Below are 24,343 nucleotides of genomic sequence, written 5' to 3' on the forward strand. Positions count from 1 at the left end.
GATCCGGACGGCGCCCCGTCACTTGTTGCCGAAGGGATGCGCGGGAATCTCGTTCCGTGGTGGGCTTCTGGCGACCTGAAGCGCTTGCCCGTACGAGAGGACGCCCATGGAACGCTCCTTCGCACGACGGAGACTTCTGACCGGGGCGGCGGCGCTCGGCGCGGCCGCCGTCATCGCACCCGCCCCCGCGTACGCCGCCCCGCCCGTTCGCCGCGCATGGCCCACCTCCTTCCCGCTGCCGAACGGCTGGCGGCCCGAGGGGATCACGATCGGCCGCGCCCCGTACGCCTACCTCGGCTCGATCGCCACCGGAGACGTCCGCAAGGTGAGCCTCGCGACCGGCCGGGGCCGGACCGTGGTGAAGGGCCGGGGCAGCGACGCCCACCCCGTCATCGGCCTCAAGATCGACGAACGGTACGACCGCCTCTACCTCTGCGGCGGCTGGAGCCGGGAGATCCGGATCGCCGACCTCCGCTCCGGGCTCACCTCCCGGACCTGGACCGTCGGCGCGCCGAACACGATGGTGAACGACGCGGTGGTCACACCCGGCGCGGTCTGGTTCACCGACTCCTACCAGCCGCAGCTCTACCGGCTGCCCGTCGGTCGCGGCGGCGCGCTCGGCGAACCGGCCACCGTCCCGCTGACCGGCGACTGGGAGCAGGGGCCGGGCTTCACCGCCAACGGCATCGAGCGCACCCCGGACGGGCGCGCCCTGCTGGTCGCGAACAACGTCCTGGCCGGCGGCAGCGTCGTCCGCGTCGACCCGGGCACCGGCCGCACCCGGCGGGTCGCGCTCGACGGACCCGAGCTCCCGTACGCCGACGGCCTGCTGCTGCTCGGCCGGACGCTCTACGTCGTCCAGCAGTCGCTCAACCTGGTCGACGTCTTCCGGCTCGACGAGGCCGGGACGCGCGGCCGGGCTCTCGCGCGGTTCACCGACCCGGGCTTCCGCATCCCGACCACCGCGGCGGCCCACGGCGACCGGGTCTACCTGCCCAACGCCCGGTTCGACGTGGCGGAGCCGGGGCCGGACACCGCGTACGACGTGGTGTCGATCCGGCGGGTCTGAGCAGCCCGGGCCCGGGCCCCGGCCCCGCAAACGACGGACGGGGCGGTCACCGGGAGAGCCCCCGGTGACCGCCCCGTCCGGGGCGGGTCAGTCGTCCTGCTGGTCGTCCTCGGCACCGTCGGTGCGCTCGGAGCCGTCCGCGGCCCGGTCGTCGGGGCGCTCCTCGGTTCGCTCCAGCCGGGGCGGCGTCGTCGGCGGTTTGCCCGGGCTGTCGTCGCGCCGGCGCAGGTACCGCTCGAAGTCCCTGGCGATCGCCTCGCCGGAGGCCTCCGGCAGCTCGGCGGTGTCCCTGGCCTCCTCGAGTGACTGGACGTACTCGCCCACCTCGCTGTCCTCGGCGGCCAGTTGGTCCACGCCCACCTGCCAGGCCCGGGCGTCCTCCGGGAGCTCGCCCAGCGGGATCGGCAGCCCGATCAGGTCCTCCAGGCGGTTCAGCAGCGCCAGCGTCGCCTTCGGGTTCGGCGGCTGCGAGACGTAGTGCGGCACGGCCGCCCACAGGCTCACCGCCGGGACGCCGGCGTGGGTGCACGCCTCTTGGAGGATCCCGACGATGCCCGTCGGGCCCTCGTAGCGGGTCTCCTCCAGGTCCATCGTCCGGGCCAGGTCCGGGTCCGAGGTGACCCCGCTGACCGGGACCGGCCGGGTGTGCGGGGTGTCGCCGAGCAGCGCGCCCAGGATCACCACCATCTCCACGCCCAGCTCGTGCGCGAAGCCCAGCAGCTCGTTGCAGAACGAGCGCCAGCGCATGGACGGTTCGATGCCCCGCACCAGGACCAGGTCCCGGGGCTTCTCGCCGCCGATGCGGACCACGGACAGCCGGGTCGTCGGCCAGGTGATCTTGCGCACCCCGCCGTCGAGCCACACGGTGGGCCGGTTGACCTGGAAGTCGTAGTAGTCCTCCGCGTCGAGCGCGGCGAAGACCTCGCCCTTCCACTCCCGGTCCAGGTGGGCGACCGCGGTGGAGGCGGCGTCGCCGGCGTCGTTCCAGCCTTCGAACGCGGCCACCATCACCGGGTCGACCAGCTCGGGAACCCCCTCGAGCTCGATCACCCAGCGCCTCCTTCCGAAGTTCCTTGCGTACGGGGCAACCTTACGGCGTGATCCGGTACCCGCCGCAGCCCCTTGCGCCCGCCGGGGCGAGCGGTCAGCCGAACCGTTCGATGCGGATGCGGTCCACCGGCTGACCGAGCGTCACGAGGAGCCGCGAGGCGTGCTCCGCGAAGGCGTTCGACCCGCAGACGTACGCCTCCCAGCCGCCGTCGGGGCGCTCGGGGCCGTGCAGGAACGGCTCCAGGTGCGCGGCGGAGAGCCGGCCGCCGCCGGGGACGCGGGTGAGGACGGGCAGGGTCTCGTCCCCGTACTCGTCGGCGTAGATAAGCTCCTCGGGGGTGCGGGCGGAGACGACCAGGCGCAGGGGGACGTCGAGGCCGCGCCGCCGGCGGTGGCGGAGCATCGACATCAGCGGGACGACGCCGGAGCCCGCGCCCAGCAGCAGCGCGGGGCGGTCGCCGGGCCAGGCGAAGAAGCCGCTGACCGGGCCGCGCACCTCCACGGTGTCGCCGGCGCGGGCGACCCGGTGCAGATGGCCTGAGACCTCGCCGTCGGCGACGTGGTCGAGGGTCAGCTCGATGTGGCCGCTGTCGTCGGGCGCGGAGGCCAGCGAGTAGTGCCGCTGGGCGGTGTAGCCGTCCTCGGCGGTGAGCCGCAGCATGAGGTGCTGGCCGGGGACGTGGCCCGGCCAGGTGGGGACGGCGAGCCGGAACGTGGACGCGCGGGGCGTCTCGCGGCGGATCCCGGCGATCACCGCCGGCTGCCAGGTCGTCTCGGAGGTCTGCGGGACGGCGATCCGGCCGGGGATCGCGAACCGGGTGGGGGGAGTGAAGGTGTCAGTCACCGGAGTACCGCTGCTCCTGCCAGGGGTTGCCGCGCGGGTGGTAGCCGTTGCGCTCCCAGAAGCCGGGCTCGTCGTGGTCGAGGAGCCGCAGGCCCGCGATCCACTTGGCGCTCTTCCAGAAGTACAGGTGCGGGACGACCAACCGCGCCGGGCCGCCGTGCTCGGGCGGCAGCGGCGCCCCGTCGTACTCCCAGGCGATCCAGGCCCGGCCGCCGGTGACGTCGGCGAGCGGGAGGTTGCTGGTGTAGCCGGTGTGGGAGTAGGCGACGACGTGGGTGGCCGTCGGCAGCGGGCGGACGGCGGCCAGGAACGCGTCCAGGCTCACCCCGCCGAAGCGCACGCCGAACTTCGACCAGCTGGTCACGCAGTGGATGTCGCCCTCGTAGGCGGAGGCGGGCAGGGCGTGCGCCTCGCTCCAGTTCCAGGTGCGGGGCTCGGCGACCAGGCCGTCGACGCGGAACGTCCAGTCGGCGGGGTCCAGGTCCGGGGTGACCTCGGCGGACAGCACGGGCCAGGAGTCGCGGGCGTCGTACTGGCCGGGCGGCAGCCGCGGGTCGCGCCCGGCCGCGCGGGCGCGGCCGGTGAAACCGCGGGTGGTGCTCATGGAAGGTCCTCCAGCGGGGGCGGTCGGCGAGGGGCGGCGTTACCGGTCGCACCGATCGGATCGTCCGCCCGAAAAGCCTAACCCCCTGGGCCTCCGCGGCCCCACCCGTACCGGCCGGCGCGGGACGGTGCTCACGGGGCTGCGGTAAGGGGCGATGTCCAAGAGGTCCGCCCCTTACCGCATGCCCCCTCAGCGGCGTTCGCCCAGCATCCCCTCGACGCGGCCGCGGATCTCGTCCGTCGCCAGACCGCGGATCGTCAGCGTGGTGCGCCGGCGCAGGACGTCGTCGGCCGTCTCGGCCCACTCGCGGTCCCGCGCGTAGGCGACCTGCGCCCAGATCTCGGGGGCGTCGGGGTGGATCCGCTCGCCGAGGGCCGGGTCCTCGTGGACCAGCCGGGCGATGTCGTACGCCAGCGAGCCGTAGTGGGTGGCCAGGTGGCGGGCGGTGTCGGCCGCCATCCGGGGCCCGGGGGCGGGGCCGTCGACGAGCAGCCGGTGGGCGACCGCGGCCGGGTTGGCGACGCCCGGCAGCGGCAGCTTGCGCGGCAGCCGGGACATCGGCTCCATCTCCTCGCCGAGCGGCCCGCCGGGCAGCGCGGCCAGCTTCTCCATGACCGTCCGCCCGATGTGCCGGAACGTCGTCCACTTGCCGCCGGCCACCGACAGCATCCCGCCGCGGCCCTCGGTGACCACCGTCTCCCGCTTGGCCCTGGAGGTGTCCCCGGGGCCCCCGGGCAGCACCCGCAGACCCGCGAACGCGTACGTGATCAGGTCCCGCGACAGCTGCTGGTCGCGGACCGAGAAGGCCGCCTCGTCGAGGATCTGCGCGGTGTCCCGCTCGGTGACCGCGACGTCGGCCGGGTCGCCCTCGAACTCCTCGTCCGTGGTCCCCAGGAGCAGCATGTCCTCCCAGGGCAGGGCGAAGGTGATGCGGTACTTGTCGATCGGGGTGGCGAGCGCCGCCTTCCACGGCGAGGTCCGCTTCAGGACCAGGTGCGCGCCCTTGGAGAGGCGGATGGAGGGAGCCGCGGCGGGGTCCTCCATCCGGCGCAGGTGGTCCACCCACGGCCCGGTCGCGTTCAGCACCAGCCGGGCGTCGATGCCGAACTCGGTGCCGTCCATGCGGTCCCTGAGCTCCGCGCCGGTGACCCGGCCGCGGGTCAGGCGCAGCCCGGCGACCTCGGCGTGGTTCAGCACCTCGGCGCCCGCGTCGACGGCCGCGCGGACGGTCATCAGGGCCATCCGGGCGTCGTTCATCTGGTCGTCGCCGTAGACCGCGACGGCCTTCAGGTTCTCCGTGCGCAGCTCGGGGACGTCCCGGGCGGCCTTCGACGGCGAGAGCAGGTGCCCCACACCGTCGCCGAACGCGGAGAGCGCGGAGTAGGCGAGGACGCCCGCGCCGAGCTTGGCGGCGCCGTGCGGGCCGCCCCTGTACACCGGCAGGTAGAAGGTGAGCGGGTTCGCCAGGTGCGGGGCGACCTCGCGGGAGACCGCGCGGCGCTCGAAGTGGTTCTCCGCGACCAGCTTCACCGCGCCGGTCTGCAGGTAGCGCAGCCCGCCGTGCAGGAGCTTGGAGGAGGCCGAGGAGGTGGCGCCGGCGAAGTCGCCGGCGTCCACCAGGGCCACCCGCAGCCCGGACTGCGCGGCGTGCCAGGCGGTGGAGATGCCCAGGATGCCGCCGCCGATCACCAGGAGGTCGAACGTGGTCGTGGAGAGCCGCTCCCGGGTCTCGGCGCGGCTCCCGGGGGAGCCGGCCGGGTGCGACCCGGGTGCCGGGGCGCTCTGCAGGGTGGTCATGGGGGTACTCCTCCTTCTGATCGTCGTCAGTTCTCGTCGTCGAGCCAGTCCATGGACCGCTGCACGGCCTTCAGCCAGCTCTTGTACTCGCGGTCGCGTGTCTCCGCGTCCATCCGGGGGGTCCACTCCGCCGCGCGGCGCCAGTTGGCCCGCAGCGCGTCGGTGTCGGGCCAGAAGCCGACGGCGAGGCCGGCGGCGTAGGCCGCGCCGAGACAGGTGGTCTCGGCGACCATCGGGCGCACCACGGGCGCGTCCAGGAAGTCCGAGAGGGTCTGCATCAGCAGGTTGTTGCTGGTCATGCCGCCGTCGACCTTGAGCGAGGTCAGCTCCACGCCGGAGTCCTTGGTCATGGCGTCGCTGATCTCGCGGGTCTGCCAGGCCGTCGCCTCCAGGACGGCGCGCGCGATGTGCGCCTTGGTGACGTACCGGGTGAGCCCGGCGATGACACCGCGGGCGTCGGGGCGCCAGTAGGGGGCGAACAGGCCGGAGAACGCCGGGACGAAGTAGGCGCCGCCGTTGTCCTCGACGCTGGAGGCCAGCGTCTCGATCTCGGCCGCGGAGTTGATCAGGCCCATCTGGTCGCGCATCCACTGCACCAGCGAACCGGTGACCGCGATCGACCCCTCGAGGGCGTAGACCGGCTTCTGGTCGCCGATCCGGTAGCCGACGGTGGTCAGCAGCCCGTTGTAGGAGTTGACGGGCCGCTCACCGGTGTTGATCAGCATGAAGGTGCCGGTGCCGTAGGTGGACTTCGCCTCGCCCTCGGCGTAGCAGGTCTGGCCGAACAGGGCGGCCTGCTGGTCGCCGAGCGCGGAGGCCACCGGGACGCCGGCCAGCGCGCCGGAGGCGGCAGTGCCGTAGACCTCGGCGGAGGAGCGGATCTCCGGCAGGAGGGCCGCCGGGATGTCCATCGAGGAGAGGATCTTGGGATCCCACTCCATCGTGTGGAGGTTCATCAGGAGGGTCCGCGAGGCGTTGGTGACGTCGGTGACGTGCACCCCGCCGTCGACGCCGCCGGTCAGGTTCCAGATGACCCAGGAGTCCATGGTGCCGAAGAGGATGTCGCCGGCCTCGGCGCGCTCGCGCAGGCCCTCGACGTTGTCGAGCAGCCAGCGGATCTTCGGCCCGGCGAAGTACGAGGCGAGCGGCAGGCCCGTCTCGCGGCGGAAGCGGTCCTGGCCGACGTTGCGGCCGAGCTCCTTGCACAGCGCGTCGGTGCGGGTGTCCTGCCAGACGAGGGCGTTGTGGACGGGCTCGCCGGTGTTCCTGTCCCACAGCAGCGTCGTCTCGCGCTGGTTGGTGATGCCGATCGCCTTGACGTCGTCCGCGGTGAAACCGGGATTGTCCTGGGCGGCCTTCTCGATCGCCCCGTCCACCACGCCCTGCACGTTGGTCCAGATCTCGGCGGCGTCGTGCTCGACCCAGCCCGGCTTGGGGAAGATCTGCTCGTGCTCGCGCTGGTCGACGGCGACGATCCGGCCGTCCTTGTCGAAGACGATGCAGCGGCTGGAGGTCGTGCCCTGGTCGATGGCCGCGATGAACGGGCCGGTGGTGTGTGCGTCGTTGCTCACGAAGTGCTCCAAGGGTCGGATGCGGGCTCGTTTGGGGGAAGACTTCCGCGGCTCTGTGCGGCTGTCCACGGCGCGGCTCAGGCGAAGGCCACGTTGTAGAGCAGGCCCGCCAGGGCGCCGCCGATCAGCGGTCCGGCGACCGGGATCCAGGCGTAGCTCCAGTCGGACCCGCCCTTGTTCGGCAGCGGGAGCAGCGCGTGCACGATGCGCGGACCCAGGTCGCGGACGGGGTTGATGGCGTAACCCGTCGGCCCGCCGAGGCCGAGCCCGATCGCCACCACGACCAGGGCCGTGACCAGGGCGCCCAACGGGCCCAGGCCGTCGCCGTCGGCGTTGAGGCCCTGGGTGAGGATCGCGAGCACCAGGACCACCGTCGCGATGATCTCGGTGGCCATGTTCTGGGCCACGTTGCGGATCTCCGGCCCGGTCGAGAACACCCCGAGCACCGGCCCCGCGGCCTGCTTCGAGGGGCCCTCGATGCCCGAGCGGTGCGCGGCGAGGATCTCCGGGTCGGTCAGGTGCGCCCGGAAGTGGCCGTAGTACGCGACCCAGACGAGGAACGCGCCGATCATGGCGCCCAGGAGCTGGGAGCCGAGGTAGATCGGCACCTTGCTCCACGGGGTCCCGCCCTCGACGGCGAGACCGATCGTCACCGCCGGGTTCAGGTGGGCGCCGGAGACGCCGCCGACCATGTAGGCGCCGGTCAGCACCGCGAAGCCCCACCCGAAGGTGATGGCGAGCCAGCCGGCGTTCTGCGCCTTGGAGCGCTTGAGCGTGACGGCGGCGCACACGCCGCCGCCGAGCAGGATGAGTACGGCGGTACCGATGGTCTCGCCGATGAAGATGTCGGAACTGGACACCGGAGACTCCTTTGTCCTTCGTCCAGGGGAGGAACGCGGGCACCGGGTCCCATCCGGCGCCCCGCCCCACTTGCTCGGCCCTTGGCTTGCCTCACTGTAACGCCGTTTTCGTCAACCGTTCGACAATGCCGACCGCTGGACGACAGCGTTGTCTCCTCGACGGCTGTACGTCAAGGGCCTGCGGCGAGATGTGGGCAAGGCCGCCCGGGTGCGGCGGCGGGCTCAGAAGCGTCCGGCGCCCAGATCTCGGGAGACCGCGCGGGCGCAGTCCCGGACGGCCGTGACCAGCTCGCGCCGCACCTCGCCGCCGGGCCGGATGCGCTCCACCGCACCGGTGATGCCGACCGCGCCCACCGGCATCCGGTGGCGGTCGTGGATGGGGGCGGCCAGCGAGGCGACGCCCTCCCAGGTCTCCTCCAGGTCGGAGGCCCAGCCCCGGGCCCGGGTGAGGTCGAGCGCGGTCTCGAACCGCTCCAGGTCGGTGACGGTGTGGGCGGTGAACGCCTTGAAGTCGGCCCCCGGGTCCATGCCCGGCTCGCGGTGCGCGTCCAGATCGGTCACCTCCCGGTGCGCGACCGGGTCGTATGCCGAGAGCACCTTCCCGAGCGCCGTCGAGTGCAGCGGCTGCATCGCGCCCACCTCCAGGACCTGCCGGCTGTCGTCCGGCCGGAAGACGTGGTGCACGATCAGCACCCCCTGCTGGTGGGTCACCCCCAGGTACACGCTCTCGCCGCTGGAACGTGCCAGGTCGTCCGTCCACACCAGCGCGCGGGCCCGCAGCTCGTGCACGTCGAGGTACGTGGTGCCCAGGCGCAGCAGCTCCGCGCCCAGCTGGTAGCGGCCTGAGGCCGGATCCTGCTCGACGAAGCCCTCGTGCTGCAGCGTGCGCAGGATCCCGTGCGCGGTGCCCTTGGCGAGGTCGAGGGACGAGGCGATGTCGGACAGGCCGAGCCGCCGCTCCCCGCCCGCGAGCAGGCGGAGCATCGCCGCCGCGCGTTCGAGCGACTGGATGTTCTTGGCCATGGTCGGGAGCCACCTCTTCCTCTTGCGGGCCGGTCGCGGGCCGACGGGCCGATGGCGACGGCGTTCGGCCATGCTGAACGATATCGGCCTTCGTCGACCGCCGTCCCCCGTCCGACCCGGGGAACGGTTGTACGCCGGGTCACCCGGGCGGCGCCGAGGACGCCCGCCCGGACCGTCCGGCACGTGGAACACTCCGGCGGTCCGTAACCGGCCCCGGCTACGCTGACCCCGTGCGGCGTCCCGACGGACCCGCCGCAAAGCCGACAGCCGTCGCAACCAGGGAGCAGATCCATGGCCTCGTCGCCGACAGCCCGAACCGCCGCAGACCGAGCGGCCGCCCTCCGTGAGGCGCTGACCACCCGTGTGGTGGTCTCCGACGGTGCCATGGGCACCATGCTCCAGGCCCAGGACCCCACCCTGGAGGACTTCCAGAACCTCGAGGGCTGCAACGAGATCCTCAACGTCTCCCGGCCGGACATCGTCCGCTCGGTCCACGAGGAGTACTTCGCCGTCGGCACCGACTGCGTGGGCACCAACACCTTCAACTGCAACTTCGCGGCCCTCGGCGAGTACGACATCGCCGACCGCATCCACGAGCTCTCCGAGAAGGGCGCGCGGATCGCCCGCGAGGTCGCCGACGACTTCACCGAGCGCACCGGGCAGCAGCGCTGGGTCCTCGGCTCCATGGGTCCCGGCACCAAGCTGCCCACCCTCGGCCACGTCGGCTACCGCACCATCCGCGACGCCTACCAGCAGAACGCCGAGGGCCTGATCGCCGGCGGCGCCGACGCCCTGCTCGTCGAGACCACCCAGGACCTCCTGCAGACCAAGGCCTCCATCGTCGGCGCGCACCGCGCCCGGGAGATCGCGGGCCTGGACCTTCCCATCATCTGCTCGGTCACCGTCGAGACCACCGGCACCATGCTGCTCGGCTCCGAGATCGGCGCCGCGCTCACCGCGCTCGAACCGCTCGGCGTCGACATGATCGGCATGAACTGCGCCACCGGGCCCGCCGAGATGAGCGAGCACCTGCGCTACCTCGCCCGTAACTCCCGGGTCCCGCTGTCCTGCATGCCCAACGCCGGCCTCCCCGTCCTCACCAAGGACGGCGCCCACTACCCGCTCACCGCCGCCGAACTGGCCGACGCGCACGAGAACTTCGTCGCCGAGTACGGCCTCTCCCTCGTCGGCGGCTGCTGCGGCACCACCCCCGAGCACCTGCGCCAGGTCGTCGAGCGCGTCCGCGGCGTCACCCCGCCGGAGCGCACCCCCCGCCCCGAGGCGGGCGCCGCCTCCCTCTACCAGTCGGTGCCCTTCCGCCAGGACACCTCGTACATGGCGATCGGCGAGCGCACCAACGCCAACGGCTCCAAGAAGTTCCGCGAGGCGATGCTGGAGGCCCGCTGGGACGACTGCGTCGAGATGGCCCGCGAGCAGATCCGCGAGGGCGCGCACATGCTCGACCTCTGCGTCGACTACGTCGGCCGCGACGGCGTCGCCGACATGGAGGAGCTGGCCGGCCGGTTCGCCACCGCCTCCACCCTGCCGATCGTCCTCGACTCCACCGAGGTCGACGTCCTGCGCGCCGGCCTGGAGAAGCTCGGCGGCCGCGCGGTCATCAACTCCGTCAACTTCGAGGACGGCGACGGCCCCGAGTCCCGCTTCGCCCAGGTCACCAAGCTCGCCCGCGAGCACGGCGCCGCGCTCATCGCGCTCACCATCGACGAGGAGGGCCAGGCCCGCACCGTCGAGCACAAGGTCGCCATCGCCGAACGGCTCATCACCGACCTGACCGCGGCCGGCATCCGCGAGTCGGACGTCCTGATCGACTGCCTGACGTTCACCATCTGCACCGGCCAGGAGGAGTCCCGCGGCGACGGCATCGCCACCATCGAGGCCATCCGCGAGCTCAAGCGCCGCCACCCCGACGTGCAGACCACACTCGGCCTGTCCAACATCTCCTTCGGCCTCAACCCGGCCGCGCGCGTCGTCCTCAACTCCGTCTTCCTCGACGAGTGCGTCAAGGCGGGCCTGGACTCCGCGATCGTCCACGCCAGCAAGATCCTCCCCATCGCCCGGCTGGAGGAGGAGCAGGTCAAGGCCGCCCAGGACCTGATCTTCGACCGCCGCGCCGAGGGCTACGACCCGCTGCAGAAGCTCATGGAGCTCTTCGAGGGCGTCAGCACCAAGTCCATGAAGGCCGGCAAGGCCGAGGAACTCCTCGCCCTGCCGCTGGAGGAGCGCCTCCAGCGCCGCATCATCGACGGCGAGAAGAACGGCCTGGAGCGCGACCTCGACGACGCCCTCCAGGAGCGCCCGGCCCTGGAGATCGTCAACGACACGCTCCTCGCCGGCATGAAGGTCGTCGGCGAGCTGTTCGGCTCCGGCCAGATGCAGCTGCCGTTCGTGCTGCAGTCCGCCGAGGTCATGAAGACCGCGGTGGCCTACCTGGAGCCGCGCATGGAGAAGTCGGACGACGAGGGCAAGGGCACGATCGTGCTGGCCACCGTCCGCGGCGACGTCCACGACATCGGCAAGAACCTCGTCGACATCATCCTGTCGAACAACGGCTACAACGTCGTCAACCTCGGCATCAAGCAGCCCGTCTCCGCGATCCTGGAGGCCGCCGAGGAGCACCGGGCCGACGTCATCGGCATGTCCGGCCTCCTGGTGAAGTCCACGGTGATCATGAAGGAGAACCTGCAGGAGCTCAACCAGCGCAAGATGGCCGCCGACTTCCCCGTCATCCTCGGCGGCGCCGCCCTCACCCGCGCCTACGTCGAGCAGGACCTGCACGAGATCTACGAGGGCGAGGTCCGCTACGCCCGCGACGCCTTCGAGGGCCTGCGCCTCATGGACGCCCTCATCGGCGTCAAGCGCGGCGTCCCCGGCGCGGCCCTACCCGAGCTGAAGCAGCGCCGGGTCGCCAAGCGGGACACCGCCGTCCTGGAGGTCGACGAGCCGGAGGGCTCGGTCCGCTCCGACGTCGCCGTCGACAACCCGATCCCCACCCCGCCGTTCTGGGGCACCCGCGTCGTCAAGGGCATCCAGCTCAAGGAGTACGCCCCCTGGCTCGACGAGGGCGCCCTCTTCAAGGGCCAGTGGGGTCTCAAGCAGGTCCGCAACGGCGAGGGCCCGTCCTACGACGAACTGGTCGAGACCGAGGGCCGCCCCCGGCTGCGCGGCTGGCTCGACCACCTGCAGTCGAACAACCTCCTGGAGGCGGCCGTCGTCTACGGGTACTTCCCCTGCCACTCCAAGGGCGACGACCTGATCCTGCTGGGCGACGACGGCTCCGAGCGCACCCGCTTCAGCTTCCCCCGCCAGCGTCGCGGTCGGCGGCTCTGCCTCGCGGACTTCTTCCGCCCCGAGGAGGCCGGCGAGCCCGACGTCGTCGGCCTGCAGGTCGTCACCGTCGGCTCCCGCATCGGCGAGGAGACCGCCAAGCTCTTCGAGGCGAACTCCTACCGCGACTACCTCGAACTGCACGGCCTGTCCGTCCAGTTGGCCGAGACGCTGGCCGAGTACTGGCACGCCCGCGTCCGCTCCGAGCTCGGCTTCGCCGGCGAGGACCCCGACGCCATGGAGGACATGTTCGCCCTGAAGTACCGCGGCGCCCGCTTCTCCCTCGGCTACGGCGCCTGCCCCGACCTGGAGGACCGGGCGAAGATCGCCGACCTGCTGCAGCCGGAACGCATCGGCGTCCACCTCTCCGAGGAGTTCCAGCTCCACCCCGAGCAGTCCACGGACGCCATCGTCATCCACCACCCGGAGGCGAAGTACTTCAACGCGCGCTGAACCGCGCGGGAGCGTACGCTCCCGCCCCGGGAGCGGCCCCGCGGCAATCGGGAGGCCGTTCCCGGGGCGGCCACGTACACTGGTTCGTCCAGCTGAGGCCGGTCGCCCGCACGGGCGCCCGGCCTTCTCGTCCCCCCGGAGGTACCCGGATGACCAGTACGGTCCCCGCCCTCGGCGCCCCGTCCGCCCGAGGATCCGCGCTGCAGGCCGTCCTCCTGGACATGGACGGCACCCTCATCGACACCGAGGGCTTCTGGTGGGACGCCGAGACCGCCGTGTTCGAGGCCCTCGGCCACCCGCTCGACGAGGCCTGGCGCGACATCGTCGTCGGCGGGCCCATGGCCCGCAGCGCCGGCTTCCTCATCCAGGCCACCGGCGCCGACATCACCCTCGACGAACTGAGCACCCTGCTCAACGACAGCTTCGAGGCCCGCATCAGCCGCACCCTGCCCCTGATGCCCGGCGCGAAACGGCTCCTCGCCGAGCTCCTCGACCACGGCGTGCCCACGGCGCTGGTCTCCGCCTCCCACCGGCGGATCATGGACCGCGTCCTGGACTCCCTCGGCGCCCACCACTTCGGCCTGACCGTCGCCGGCGACGAGGTCGAGCGCACCAAGCCGCACCCCGACCCCTACCTCGTCGCCGCCGCCGGACTCGGCGCCGACCCCGCCCGCTGCGTCGTCGTCGAGGACACCGCCACCGGCATCGCGGCCGCGGAGGCGGCAGGCTGCCGGGTCGTCGCCGTACCCTCCGTGACGGCCATCGCCCCGGCCCACCGGCGGACCGTCGTCAGCTCCCTCGAAGAGGTCGATCTCGCTTTCCTGCGCCGCCTGATGGGCTGACAGCGGCGCCATTGCACATTTGTCATTCACCGATTCGTTTCCCGGTGAATCAATTACCTCGCCGGTATCTTCCGACGCACGGTGATGTTCATCACTCACCGCGCCCCGGAAGGCGCCGCGCCACCGTGAACTCCCCGTCTCCGTACGGACAAGTGCCGGCGCGTTGTGTCCTGATTCGGCATCAGGTGCACGAAACATTCCGCAGTTCTTGATTCGGTGTGTCGGCGGGTGCTGGCGCTCCGTGATGACGGTCGGCCTCCGGGCCGATCCGGCGGCCCCGCCCCCGCCCACTAATGTCGTCGCGAGAGACCCTCCCCCCACCCGTGCTCCCCGCCTCCCCCACCCCTGATCGCCGGGGGCACGGACAGATCGCCCTGGAGAACTGCCCGTATGAACCGCAAGAACCTGGTGCTGCCGGCCGTCATCGGCCTGCTCGCCCCCGTCCTGGCCGCGTGCGGCTCGGAGAGCGGAGGAGGCGGCGACGCCATCGTCGTCGGCACCACCGACCGGTTCAGCGCGACGTCGTCCGCCCCCGCCCCCCTCGACCCGGCCACCGCCTACGACACCGGCTCCTGGAACATCCTGCGGCAGACCGTCCAGACCCTGATGAGCGCCCCGCGCGGCGGCGGCGAACCCGTGCCCGACGCCGCGGACCGCTGCGAGTTCACCGACTCCGAGAACGAGAGCTACCGCTGCACGCTGCGGCCCGGCCTCAGCTTCGCCGACGGCGACCGGGTGACCCCCGAGGACGTCAAGTACTCCATCGACCGGGTGCGCACCATCGACGACGACAACGGCGCCAAGGGCCTGCTCGCCAACATCGACACGGTCGAGCCGCGCGGTGGACGCGAGGTCGTCTTCCACCTGAAGTCGCCCGACGCGACCTTCCCCTACAAGCTCGCCACCCCCGTCGCCGGCATCGTCCCGCCCCGGCACTACGCCAAGGACCGGCTGCGCGAGGGCTTCGCCGTCAACGGCTCCGGCCCCTACACCCTGAAGGCCGAGACCGACGGCGAAGGCTCCCTTCAGCGGGCCGTCTTCACCCGCAACCCCTCCTACAAGGGCGAGCTGAAGGTGCGCAACGAGCGGGTCGAGCTGCGCTCGTACCGCGACGCGCAGTCCATGGGCGATGCCCTGGAGAGCGGCGACATCGACCTGATGAACCGCACCATGACGCCACGGCAGACCGAGCGGCTGCAGAGCTCCCCGCCCGACGGCGTCGACCTCGTCGAGATGCCCGGCCTGGAGATCCGCTACCTCGGCTTCAACACCGAGGCCCCCCAGGTGCGGTCCAGGGCCGTCCGGCAGGCCGTCGCCCAGCTCGTCGACCGCGGCCAGATCGCCGAGGAGGTCTACGGCGGATCGGCCGAACCGCTCTACTCGCTGGTCCCGACCTTCATCACCGGCCACGCGACCTCCTTCTTCGACGCCTACGGGAATCCCGACACCGCCAAGGCGGCGAAACTGCTGAAGGACGCGGGAATCGACACCCCCGTCCCGCTGACGCTGCACTACACGACCGATCACTACGGTCCGGCCACCGCGAAGGAATTCGAGGTGCTGCAGAAGCAGCTGAACGCCAGCGGCCTCTTCGACGCCTCCATCAAGGGCGGCAAGTGGCAGGACTACCGCAAGGCCCAGCTCGACGGCGAATACGCCGTCTACGGAATGGGCTGGTTCCCCGACTTCCCCGACGCCGACAATTTCGTCGCCCCGTTCCTGGAGAAGGACAACTTCCTGAACTCGTCGTACACGAACGACACCGTGCGTGACGAGCTCATCCCCGCCTCCCGCCGCGAGGCGGACCGTACGGCGGCCGCGGCCAGCTTCGAGCAGGCGCAGGACATCGTCGCCCGCGACGTGCCCGTGCTGCCGCTGTGGCAGGGCAAGCAGTTCGTCGCCGCGCGCGACGACATCACCGGCGTCGAATGGGCGCTCAGCTCCACCTCGGAGCTACAGCTGTGGGAGCTCGGCCGCGGCGTGTGACGGCCGGACACCTCGTAGGACCCGGTCAGCCGTGGGCATGCACCGGTAGGGAACCTGAGTCAAGACTGTGAGGCACGACGTTGAGAATGCGTAACCAGTGGTTGGTGGCCCCGCTCGCGGCCGGACTGGCCGCGGGCCTGCTCAGCGGTTGCGGTACGGAGCAGGGCAGCGGCGGCGAGGGCGAGCCCGTGACGGTCGGCATGTCGGACGAGGTGGCCACCACCGACCCGGCCTCCGGCTACGACCCGGGCTCGTGGCTGTTGTTCAACAACGTCTACCAGTCCCTCCTGAGCTTCCCCAAGGGCGGCACCGAGCCCGAGCCGGAGGCCGCCGAGAAGTGCGGCTTCACCGACTCGGAGAGCACCGTCTACAAGTGCACCCTGCGCAGCGGGCTGAAGTTCTCCAACGGCAACAGCCTGACCTCGAAGGACGTCAAGTTCTCCTTCGACCGCACCAACGCGATAGCCGACCCCGACGGGCCGAGCATCCTCTTCAGCTCGCTCGACCTGATCGAGACGCCCGACGACAGGACGGTCGTCTTCCACCTGAAGGTCCCCGACGCCACCTTCCCCAGCAAGATCGCCTCCGGCGCCGGCTCGATCGTCGACCACCGCGAGTACGACGGCAAGAAGCTCCGCACCGACGGCAAGGCCGTCGGCTCCGGGCCGTACGTCCTGGAGTCCTTCGACGCGAAGAAGGAGGCCGTCTTCGCCGTCAACCCCGACTACAAGGGCACCGCCGAGGTCAAGAACTCCGGCGTCACCCTCAAGCTCTACCACGGCGACCAGAAGGCGCTCGGCTCGGCGCTGAAGGGCGAGGAGGTCGACGTCGCCTACCGCGGTCTGACCGCCGACGCCATCGCCGACCTGGAGGCGGCCAGCACCGCCGACCGCGGCGGCGTCGAGGTCGTCGAGGGCAACAGCGCCGAGGTCCAGCACCTGGTCTTCAACGTCAAGGACCCCGTCGTCGGCAAGCTCGGCGTCCGCAAGGCCTTCGCCTACCTCCTGGACCGCGAGGCCCTGGTCAACAAGGTCTACCGGGACACCGCCTCCCCGCTGTACTCGATCGTCCCCTCGCAGATCACCGCGCACACCACCCCGTTCTTCGACACCTACGGCCCCCGCCCCGACAAGGCCAAGGCCCAGGAGGCGCTGCGCTCGGAGGGCATCACGGGCAAGGTCAAGCTCACCCTGTGGGCGACCCCCGCCCGCTACGGCCCGGCCACCGTGCCGGAGTTCGAGGAGATCGCCGCCCAGCTCAACGCCAGCGGCCTGTTCGACGCCGACGTGAAGTCCGTCGAGCTGGAGCAGTACGAGAAGGACATCGCCGACGGCAAGTACGGCGTCTACGTCAAGGGCTGGGTCCCGGACTACCCGGACCCCGACAACTTCACCCAGCCGTTCTTCGGCAAGGACAACGTCCTGGCCAACAACTACGACAACAAGGTCATCACCGACCAGATCATCCCCGGCACCGCCGAGGAGGCCGACCGCGGCGCCACCACCAACCAGTACGACCGGCTCCAGGACATCGTCGCCGAGGAGCTGCCGATCCTCCCCGTCTGGCAGGGCAAGCAGTACGCCGTCGCCCGCGACGGCATCACCGGCCTGGAGTGGTGCCTGGACGCCTCCACCGTCTTCCGCTTCTGGGAGATCGAGAAGGCCTGACCGCACACCGGACGAAGGGGGGCCCGCACCACACGGTGCGGGCCCCCCTCCGCCGTCGCGGTCACTGCCCGCCCGGCCGCACCAGCCCGCTCTCGTACGCGTAGACCGCCGCCTGCACCCGATCCCGCAGCCGCAGCTTCGTCAGCACATGCCCGACGTGCGTCTTCACCGTCGTCTCCGACACGAACAGGTCCGCCGCGATCTCCGCGTTCGACAGACCGCGCGCCACCAGCTTCAGGACCTCGACCTCGCGGTCGGTCAGGGTGTGCAGCGTGTCCGGCACCAGCTCGTCGCCCGACGGCAGGTGGTCGGCGTACTTGTCGAGGAGCCGCCGGGTGATGCTGGGGGCGAGCATCGCCTCCCCGGCCGCCACCACCCGGATCGCCTGCACCAGCTCGTGCGCCGGCGCGTCCTTCAGCAGGAACCCGCTGGCCCCCGCCCGGATCGCCTCCACCACGTACTCGTCCAGGTCGAACGTCGTCAGCACCAGCACCTTCGCCGGGCCGTCCCGGTCGGGCCCCGTGATCTGCCGGGTCGCCTCCACCCCGTCCATCCGCGGCATCCGGATGTCCATCAGCACCACATCGGGCTGCAGCGCCCGCACCTGGTCGAGCGCCTGCAGACCGTCCCCGGCCTCGCCCACGACCGCGAGATCCTGCTCGGCCTCCAGGATCATCCGGAAACCGGTGCGCAGCAGAGGCTGGTCGTCCACCAGCAGGACGCGGATAGCCACTCGAACTCCTTCGTCGGACCGGCCCTCATTGTGCCCTGCGGCCCCCGGCCGCCTCCGGGCGGCTACGGCGCCTGCTCGCCCGCCACCGGCTCGTCCGCCTCCGCTGCCCGCGCCCCCGGCACCGCCCCGGCCCCGCCCCCGGCGGCCGCGCCGGGCACCGGCAGCGGATACGGCGGCAGCGTGCCGCCGAACTCCGGACACACCGCCTTGTGGTCGCACCACCCGCACAGCTTCGTCGGCCGCGGCCGCCAGTCGCCCGTCCGCGTCGCCTCCGAGATCGCCTCCCACAGCGCCAGGAGCTTGCGCTCCACCTGCCGCAGGTCCGCCTCCGTCGGGTCGTACGTCAGCACGTCACCGCTGCCCAGGTAGACCAGCTGGAGCCGGCGCGGGAGCACCCCCTTCAGCCGCTTCACCACCAGGGCGTAGAACTTCATCTGGAACAGCGCGCCGTCCGCGTACTCCGCGCGCGGCGCCTTGCCCGTCTTGTAGTCGACGATCCGCACCTCGCCCGTCGGCGCCACGTCGACCCGGTCGATGATTCCCCGCAGCCGCAGACCCGAGTCCAGCGACGCCTCCACGAACATCTCCCGCTCCGCCGGCTCCAGCCGCGTCGGGTCCTCCAGCGTGAACCACCGCTCCACCAACTGACCGGCCTGCTCCAGCCAGGCCGCCAGCCGCTCGGCGTCCATCGCGCCGCCCTCCTCGGCCGCGAACAGCCCCGCCAGCTCCGGCCGCGCCGCCAGCAGCCGCTCCCACTGCCCCGGCACCAGCGCCCGCGCCCGCGGCACCGTCCGCTCCGCCGCCGGGGCGTCGAAGAGCCGCTCCAGGACCGCGTGCACCAGCGTGCCCCGCGTCGCCGCCTCGCTCGGCTTCTCCGGCAGCTTGTCGATCACCCGGAGCCGGTAGAGCAACGGGCACTGCATGAAGTCCGACGCACGCGACGGCGACAGCGACGCCGGCGGAGCTGCGGGGGAGGGGCGCGTTTCCATGCCACGACCCTACGGCCCACCACCGACACCAGCGGCATACCATCGACGACAGACCCTCCCGCACTGCATGATCGTGGGAACTTTCCGACGTGGGGATCGAGCGGATGAGCATGGACGAACGCGGCGGACACGACAAGCCGCGGTCCGGCGACGAAGGGGAGCACAGCGGCACCGGCCGGCAGACCGCCCGACCGGAGGCCGGCCCGGACAAGGACGACGGCAAGCGCCCCGGCGGCGGCCTCCTCATGGGCCGCCTCTTCGGCGTCCCGATCTACGTCGCCCCCAGCTGGTTCCTCGTCGCCGCGCTCATCACCTGGGTCTTCGGCGGCCAGCTCGAACGCGTCCTGCCCGAGCTCGGCGCCCTGCGCTACCTCGTCTCCCTCTTCTTCGCCGTCGCCTTCTACGCCTCCGTCCTCGTCCACGAGCTCGCCCACACCGTCGTCGCGCTGCGCTACAAGCTCCCCGTCCGGCGCATCCAGCTCCAGTTCTTCGGCGGCGTCTCCGAGATCGAGAAGGACGCCGAGACCCCCGGTCGCGAATTCGTCCTCGCCTTCGTCGGCCCCCTGCTCTCCCTCGTCCTCGGCGGCGTGTTCTACCTCGGCGTCCAGCTCGTCGACCCCGGCACCGTCCCCGGCGTGCTGCTCGCCGGACTCATGGTCTCCAACCTCATCGTCGCCGCGTTCAACCTGCTGCCCGGGCTGCCGCTGGACGGCGGCCGGATGCTCCGCGCCGTCATCTGGAAGCTCACCGGCAACGCCATGACCGGCACCGTCGCCGCCGCCTGGTTCGGCCGCGCCCTCGCCGTCGCCGTCCTCGTCGGCGTCCCCCTGCTCACCCACTACGGCACCCTCGGCGGCGACAGCGACGGCACCGGCGGCGTCGACGGCATGGACACCGTCACCGACGCCCTGCTCGCCGCGATCCTCGCCGCGATCATCTGGACCGGCGCGGGCAACAGCCTGCGCATGGCCCGACTGCGCGAACACCTCCCCGAGCTCCGCGCCCGCGCCCTCACCCGCCGCGCCGTCCCCGTCGAGTCCCACACCCCGCTCTCCGAGGCTCTGCGCCGCGCCAACGAGGCCGGGGCCCGCGCCCTCGTCGTCGTCGACGGCCAGGGCGACCCCACCGCCGTCGTCCGCGAGTCCGCCATCGTCGGCGTCCCCGAGCACCGCAGGCCCTGGGTCGCCGTCAGCGGCCTCGCCCAGGAGATCAAGGACGGCATGCGGGTCCCCGCCGAGCTCGCCGGCGAGGAACTCCTCGAACGCCTGCGGGCCACCCCCGCCACCGAGTACCTCGTCGTCGAGGACACCGGGCAGATCTACGGCGTCCTGTCCACCGCCGACGTCGAACGCGCCTTCGTCCGGGCCATGGCGCGCCCCGCCTGACCCCGCCGCCGGTCAGCGGGCCCTTCCACGGCCGGTAGGCTGTTCACATGTCCGAACCGACCGGTGCCGCCCGCCGTCGCGGGCCCTTTGAAGTCGGGGACCAGGTCCAGCTCACCGACCCCAAGGGACGCCACCACACCTTCACGCTCGAAGCCGGGAAGCAGTTCCACACCCACAAGGGTGCCTTCTCCCACGACGAGCTGATCGGCGCCCCCGAAGGCAGTGTTGTCCGAACCACGGGAAACGTCGCCTACCTCGCGCTGCGCCCCCTGCTCCCCGACTACGTCCTGTCCATGCCCCGCGGCGCCGCCGTGGTCTACCCCAAGGACGCGGGGCAGATCCTGGCCTTCGCGGACATCTTCGCCGGCGCCCGCGTCGTCGAGGCGGGAGTCGGCTCCGGATCGCTCAGCACCTTCCTGCTGCGCGCCGTCGGCGACCAGGGCATGCTGCACAGCTACGAGCGGCGCGAGGACTTCGCCGACATCGCCCGGGCGAACGTCGAGCGCTACTTCGGCGGCCCGCACCCGGCCTGGACCCTGACCGTCGGCGACCTCCAGGACAACCTGTCCGACACCGAGGTCGACCGGGTCGTCCTCGACATGCTCGCCCCCTGGGAGTGCCTGGAGGCCGTCTCCAAGGCCCTCGTCCCCGGCGGCATCGTCTGCTGCTACGTCGCCACCACCACCCAGCTCGCCCGCACGGTGGAGTCGCTCCGCGAGATCGGCTGCTTCGCCGAGCCGCAGCCCTGGGAGTCCATGATCCGCAACTGGCACGTCGAGGGCCTCGCCGTCCGCCCCGACCACCGCATGATCGGGCACACCGGCTTCCTCGTCACCGCCCGCCGCCTCGCCGACGGCGTCGAGCCGCCCATGCGCCGCCGCCGCCCCTCCAAAGGCGCCTACGGCGACGACTACGAGGGCCCCAACAAGGGCTGAGCCGCAGGCCCCACCGCACCGAACGCACCGGCGCCGCCGCACCGTTCCCGGCCCCCGTCCAGGGGCGCCGCGGAACCGGTCGGCGGCGCCGTCGCGTTCGGTGCGGTGGGGCCCCATTTTCTGCACGGCGGGGACGGACCCCGAGGTTCCGCCGCGCTGTGACGTATGGCACGATGCGGACACCCACCCGCGCCCTCCTCCCCGGGAGACCCTCCGCGTGCAGCACGCCGAACTCCTCGACGCCCGGGCCCCCGCCCACACCCGCACCAGGCTCCTGCACTGGTTGACCACCGCTGCCGCGCTCGCCGCGGTCGTCGCGGGAGCCGCCTTCGTCCAGCCCGAACGGGCCACCGCCTCCTCCGCCCCGGCCGACGGCCCCGCCGCGAGCGCCGCCCCCGCGGCCCCGCCCGCCGCAGACACCGTCACCTACCCGCTGACCTGCGGCGACACCGAGCCCGTCGTCTTCGCACAGGCGTCGGGCGACCTCGACGGGGACGGGCGCCCCGAGACCGTCGCCGCCGTCCGCTGCGCCGCCGGCAGCGGCACCCCGCCCAGCGGCCTCTACGTCCTCACCACCGGCCGCGACGGCGCCCCCCGGCTCGTCGCCACCTTCGTCACCCCCGACGAGAAGCGGACCGTCACCGACCTCGCCGTCACCGACGGCGGCGTCACCGCCACCCTGCACGGCTACTCCTCCGACGGCGTCCCGCGCTGCTGCCCCGACGTCACCGAGGAGGCCGGCTGGCACTGGAGCGGCACCGCCTTCGTCCGCACCGGACAGGACCGCGCGCAGAGCGTCTGAGAGGGCCCCGCAAGGCCCTCAGGCCGCGTCCGGCCCGTACACCTCGACCCCGTCGGACACCCGGCGGACGTGGATGCAGTCGCCCGGGCACTCGTTCGCCGAGTCCCGGATGTCGTTCACCAGCGGCAGGGGGACGCGGGTCGTGGCACCGGCCTCCTGCAGCAGCTCGTCGTCGGCGTCCTTCACGTACGCCAGGCCGTCGATGTCGAGCTCGAAGACCTCCGGCGCGTACTGGACGCAGATGCCGTCGCCGGTGCACAGGTCCTGGTCGATCCAGACCTCGAGCTCCTCGCCCCCGGCCCCGGTGGCGGACTCCTGCTGCGCGGTCATGTCTCTCGGCTCCCTCGATGGCCCGGACGCTGCGGGCCCCTGGTGACGCGAATCGCGTCGATCGTGACGGGTGTTGACTCCTCCGACGATACAACCGACCGCTTTCGGGATCTTGCGAGGTGGGTACACCGCTTCGGGAGGGAGCGCGCAAGGGTGAAGATCGGACAGGCCCGGATCGACTTGTTGATCTCGGGTTTGAACCGGCACGGGCCCAGGTAGGGTCTCGGCACCAGCTCCCTATGGAGGAGGTGAGGACCGTGGCAGCACACGACGACGACATCAACCGCGGCATCCGGCCCGCGCGGGGTTCCGAGGACCCCACGGGAACGGTTGCCTATCTCGAGCAGGAGATCGCCGTCCTGCGACGCAAGCTCGCCGACTCTCCGCGGCACACGAGGATCCTCGAAGAGCGGATCGTAGAGCTGCAGACCAACCTGGCCGGCGTGTCCGCGCAGAACGAGCGGCTCGCCAACACCCTCCGCGAGGCCCGCGACCAGATCGTGGCCCTCAAGGAGGAGGTCGACCGGCTCGCGCAGCCGCCGGCCGGCTTCGGAGTCTTCCTCGAGGCGAACGAGGACGGCACCTGCGACATCTTCACCGGGGGCCGCAAGCTCCGGGTGAACGTCAGCCCCGGCGTCGAGGTCGAGGAGCTCCGGCGCGGCCAGGAGGTCATGCTCAACGAAGCGCTCAACGTGGTCGAGGCCATGGAGTTCGAGCGCGCCGGCGACATCGTCACCCTCAAGGAGATCCTCGAGGACGGCGAACGCGCCCTCGTCGTCGGACACACCGACGAGGAACGCGTCGTCCGGCTCGCCGAACCGCTCCTCGACGTCACCATCCGGCCCGGCGACGCACTCCTGCTCGAGCCGCGCTCCGGATACGTCTACGAGATCATCCCGAAGAGCGAGGTCGAGGAACTCGTCCTCGAAGAGGTGCCCGACGTCGACTACGACAAGATCGGCGGCCTCGGCGGCCAGATCGAGCTGATCCGCGACGCCGTCGAGCTCCCCTACCTGCACCCCGACCTCTTCAAGGAGCACGAACTCCGGCCGCCGAAGGGCATCCTCCTCTACGGACCCCCCGGCTGCGGCAAGACGCTCATCGCCAAGGCCGTCGCCAACTCGCTGGCCAAGAAGGTCGCCGAGGTCACCGGACAGCCCGCCGGCAAGAGCTACTTCCTCAACATCAAGGGCCCCGAACTGCTCAACAAGTACGTCGGCGAGACCGAGCGGCACATCCGCCTGGTCTTCCAGCGGGCCCGCGAGAAGGCCAGCGAGGGCACCCCCGTCATCGTCTTCTTCGACGAGATGGAGTCCCTCTTCCGCACCCGCGGATCCGGCGTCAGCTCGGACGTGGAGAACACCATCGTCCCCCAGCTGCTCGCCGAGATCGACGGTGTCGAGGGCCTGGAGAACGTCATCGTCATCGGCGCCTCCAACCGCGAGGACATGATCGACCCGGCGATCCTGCGACCCGGCCGACTCGACGTCAAGATCAAGATCGAGCGTCCGGACGCCGACTCCGCCAAGGACATCTTCGCCAAGTACCTCACCGCCCGGCTCCCGCTCCACGCCGACGACCTCGGCGAGCACGGGAACGACGCGGCCGCCACCGTCCACGGCATGGTCCAGACCGTGGTGGAGCAGATGTACGCCGAGAGCGAGGAGAACCGCTTCCTCGAGGTCACCTACGCCAACGGCGACAAGGAGGTCCTGTACTTCAAGGACTTCAACTCCGGCGCCATGATCGAGAACATCGTCGGCCGCGCCAAGAAGATGGCGATCAAGGCCTTCCTGGAGACCCAGCAGCGCGGCATCCGCGTCTCGCACCTCCTCCAGGCGTGCGTGGACGAGTTCAAGGAGAACGAGGACCTGCCCAACACCACCAACCCCGACGACTGGGCCCGCATCTCCGGCAAGAAGGGCGAGCGGATCGTGTACATCCGCACCCTCGTCACCGGAAAGCAGGGCGCGGACACCGGACGCTCCATCGACACCGTGGCCGACACCGGCCAGTACCTGTAGAACCAAGGCCGGCTGCGGGCACCCCACCCGGGTG

The 24,343-nt window shown here is 71.7% G+C and carries 19 protein-coding genes; 9 read left to right on the top strand and 10 right to left on the bottom strand.

The genetic code is table 11. From position 1 onward, the window contains the following. The first annotated feature begins 106 nt into the window (after positions 1-106). On the top strand, positions 107-1,069 hold the full coding sequence (locus tag ACFWEG_RS19960) for an SMP-30/gluconolactonase/LRE family protein (protein ID WP_387216841.1): 963 nt from the start codon (positions 107-109) through the stop codon (positions 1,067-1,069). An 87-nt stretch (positions 1,070-1,156) separates the two neighbouring features. On the opposite strand, the gene ACFWEG_RS19965 is transcribed toward ACFWEG_RS19960, so the two are convergent. The 7 genes from ACFWEG_RS19965 to ACFWEG_RS19995 form a co-directional block, all read right to left on the bottom strand. Further along, complete coding sequence (locus ACFWEG_RS19965) at positions 1,157-2,119, bottom strand: PAC2 family protein (RefSeq protein ID WP_387216843.1); 963 nt, start codon at positions 2,117-2,119, stop codon at positions 1,157-1,159. A 94-nt stretch (positions 2,120-2,213) separates the two neighbouring features. Beyond that, a complete protein-coding gene (locus tag ACFWEG_RS19970; RefSeq protein WP_387216845.1) occupies positions 2,214-2,963 on the bottom strand; it encodes a ferredoxin reductase in 750 nt (249 codons plus the stop codon). Continuing rightward, positions 2,956-3,567, bottom strand: a complete 612-nt coding sequence (locus ACFWEG_RS19975) for a sulfite oxidase-like oxidoreductase (protein WP_387216847.1) — start codon at positions 3,565-3,567, stop codon at positions 2,956-2,958. The genes ACFWEG_RS19970 and ACFWEG_RS19975 overlap by 8 nt, the downstream gene beginning before the upstream one ends. Positions 3,568-3,756: 189 nt before the next feature. Further along, complete coding sequence (locus ACFWEG_RS19980) at positions 3,757-5,364, bottom strand: FAD-dependent oxidoreductase (protein ID WP_387216849.1); 1,608 nt, start codon at positions 5,362-5,364, stop codon at positions 3,757-3,759. A 26-nt stretch (positions 5,365-5,390) separates the two neighbouring features. Continuing rightward, the gene (glpK, locus tag ACFWEG_RS19985; RefSeq protein ID WP_387216851.1) at positions 5,391-6,935 is read right to left on the bottom strand and encodes a glycerol kinase GlpK; all 1,545 of its coding nucleotides are present in this window, start codon (positions 6,933-6,935) and stop codon (positions 5,391-5,393) included. A 77-nt stretch (positions 6,936-7,012) separates the two neighbouring features. Then, positions 7,013-7,795 carry an MIP/aquaporin family protein gene (locus ACFWEG_RS19990; protein ID WP_387216853.1) on the bottom strand — a complete coding sequence of 261 codons (783 nt, stop codon included), beginning with the start codon at positions 7,793-7,795 and terminating at the stop codon, positions 7,013-7,015. Between the two features lie 222 nt (positions 7,796-8,017). Continuing rightward, the gene (locus ACFWEG_RS19995; RefSeq protein ID WP_387216855.1) at positions 8,018-8,818 is read right to left on the bottom strand and encodes an IclR family transcriptional regulator; all 801 of its coding nucleotides are present in this window, start codon (positions 8,816-8,818) and stop codon (positions 8,018-8,020) included. A gap of 291 nt (positions 8,819-9,109) precedes the next feature. Between ACFWEG_RS19995 and metH the strand changes: the two genes are divergently transcribed. The 4 genes from metH to ACFWEG_RS20015 all read left to right on the top strand — a co-directional run bounded on the left by metH (position 9,110) and on the right by ACFWEG_RS20015 (position 17,111). Then, the gene (metH, locus tag ACFWEG_RS20000) at positions 9,110-12,616 is read left to right on the top strand and encodes a methionine synthase (protein ID WP_387216857.1); all 3,507 of its coding nucleotides are present in this window, start codon (positions 9,110-9,112) and stop codon (positions 12,614-12,616) included. 149 nt (positions 12,617-12,765) lie between these two features. Further along, positions 12,766-13,458 (top strand): HAD family hydrolase, encoded by a 693-nt coding sequence (locus tag ACFWEG_RS20005; protein WP_387216859.1) that lies wholly within the window; start codon positions 12,766-12,768, stop codon positions 13,456-13,458. 390 nt (positions 13,459-13,848) lie between these two features. Continuing rightward, the gene (locus ACFWEG_RS20010) at positions 13,849-15,444 is read left to right on the top strand and encodes an ABC transporter substrate-binding protein (RefSeq protein ID WP_387216861.1); all 1,596 of its coding nucleotides are present in this window, start codon (positions 13,849-13,851) and stop codon (positions 15,442-15,444) included. Positions 15,445-15,524: 80 nt separating this feature from the next. Beyond that, positions 15,525-17,111 carry an ABC transporter substrate-binding protein gene (locus ACFWEG_RS20015; RefSeq protein ID WP_387216863.1) on the top strand — a complete coding sequence of 529 codons (1,587 nt, stop codon included), beginning with the start codon at positions 15,525-15,527 and terminating at the stop codon, positions 17,109-17,111. Between the two features lie 61 nt (positions 17,112-17,172). On the opposite strand, the gene ACFWEG_RS20020 is transcribed toward ACFWEG_RS20015, so the two are convergent. Beyond that, entirely contained in the window at positions 17,173-17,844 is a 672-nt protein-coding gene (locus ACFWEG_RS20020) for a response regulator (protein WP_387216865.1), read from the bottom strand. A gap of 62 nt (positions 17,845-17,906) precedes the next feature. Then, complete coding sequence (locus ACFWEG_RS20025; RefSeq protein WP_387216867.1) at positions 17,907-18,833, bottom strand: RecB family exonuclease; 927 nt, start codon at positions 18,831-18,833, stop codon at positions 17,907-17,909. A gap of 110 nt (positions 18,834-18,943) precedes the next feature. On the opposite strand from ACFWEG_RS20025, the gene ACFWEG_RS20030 reads away from it, so the two are divergent. The 3 genes from ACFWEG_RS20030 (at position 18,944) to ACFWEG_RS20040 (ending at position 21,955) form a co-directional block, all read left to right on the top strand. Continuing rightward, on the top strand, positions 18,944-20,218 hold the full coding sequence (locus tag ACFWEG_RS20030) for a site-2 protease family protein (protein ID WP_387216877.1): 1,275 nt from the start codon (positions 18,944-18,946) through the stop codon (positions 20,216-20,218). 47 nt (positions 20,219-20,265) lie between these two features. Beyond that, complete coding sequence (locus tag ACFWEG_RS20035) at positions 20,266-21,153, top strand: tRNA (adenine-N1)-methyltransferase (protein WP_387216869.1); 888 nt, start codon at positions 20,266-20,268, stop codon at positions 21,151-21,153. A 217-nt stretch (positions 21,154-21,370) separates the two neighbouring features. Beyond that, on the top strand, positions 21,371-21,955 hold the full coding sequence (locus ACFWEG_RS20040) for a hypothetical protein (protein WP_387216871.1): 585 nt from the start codon (positions 21,371-21,373) through the stop codon (positions 21,953-21,955). Positions 21,956-21,973: 18 nt separating this feature from the next. Here ACFWEG_RS20040 and ACFWEG_RS20045 read toward each other — a convergent pair whose 3' ends face one another. Next, positions 21,974-22,285 (bottom strand): ferredoxin, encoded by a 312-nt coding sequence (locus ACFWEG_RS20045; protein WP_387216873.1) that lies wholly within the window; start codon positions 22,283-22,285, stop codon positions 21,974-21,976. 257 nt (positions 22,286-22,542) lie between these two features. On the opposite strand from ACFWEG_RS20045, the gene arc reads away from it, so the two are divergent. Continuing rightward, complete coding sequence (gene arc, locus ACFWEG_RS20050; RefSeq protein WP_387216875.1) at positions 22,543-24,309, top strand: proteasome ATPase; 1,767 nt, start codon at positions 22,543-22,545, stop codon at positions 24,307-24,309. The last annotated feature ends 34 nt before the right edge of the window (positions 24,310-24,343 follow it).

The organism is Streptomyces sp. NPDC060194 (genome assembly GCF_042728285.1).
Classification (GTDB): domain Bacteria; phylum Actinomycetota; class Actinomycetes; order Streptomycetales; family Streptomycetaceae; genus Streptomyces.

Bases quoted from the DNA above. Each gene is read 5' to 3' on its own strand.
- ACFWEG_RS20030 (WP_387216877.1), top strand. From the start codon at position 18,944: ATGGACGAACGCGGCGGACACGACAAGCCGCGGTCCGGCGACGAAGGG.
- ACFWEG_RS19975 (WP_387216847.1), bottom strand. From the start codon at position 3,567: ATGAGCACCACCCGCGGTTTCACCGGCCGCGCCCGCGCGGCCGGGCGC.
- ACFWEG_RS19960 (WP_387216841.1), top strand. From the start codon at position 107: ATGGAACGCTCCTTCGCACGACGGAGACTTCTGACCGGGGCGGCGGCG.
- metH (WP_387216857.1), top strand. From the start codon at position 9,110: ATGGCCTCGTCGCCGACAGCCCGAACCGCCGCAGACCGAGCGGCCGCC.
- ACFWEG_RS20010 (WP_387216861.1), top strand. From the start codon at position 13,849: ATGAACCGCAAGAACCTGGTGCTGCCGGCCGTCATCGGCCTGCTCGCC.
- ACFWEG_RS20035 (WP_387216869.1), top strand. From the start codon at position 20,266: ATGTCCGAACCGACCGGTGCCGCCCGCCGTCGCGGGCCCTTTGAAGTC.
- ACFWEG_RS19980 (WP_387216849.1), bottom strand. From the start codon at position 5,364: ATGACCACCCTGCAGAGCGCCCCGGCACCCGGGTCGCACCCGGCCGGC.
- ACFWEG_RS19995 (WP_387216855.1), bottom strand. From the start codon at position 8,818: ATGGCCAAGAACATCCAGTCGCTCGAACGCGCGGCGGCGATGCTCCGC.
- ACFWEG_RS20045 (WP_387216873.1), bottom strand. From the start codon at position 22,285: ATGACCGCGCAGCAGGAGTCCGCCACCGGGGCCGGGGGCGAGGAGCTC.
- ACFWEG_RS20025 (WP_387216867.1), bottom strand. From the start codon at position 18,833: ATGGAAACGCGCCCCTCCCCCGCAGCTCCGCCGGCGTCGCTGTCGCCG.
- ACFWEG_RS20005 (WP_387216859.1), top strand. From the start codon at position 12,766: ATGACCAGTACGGTCCCCGCCCTCGGCGCCCCGTCCGCCCGAGGATCC.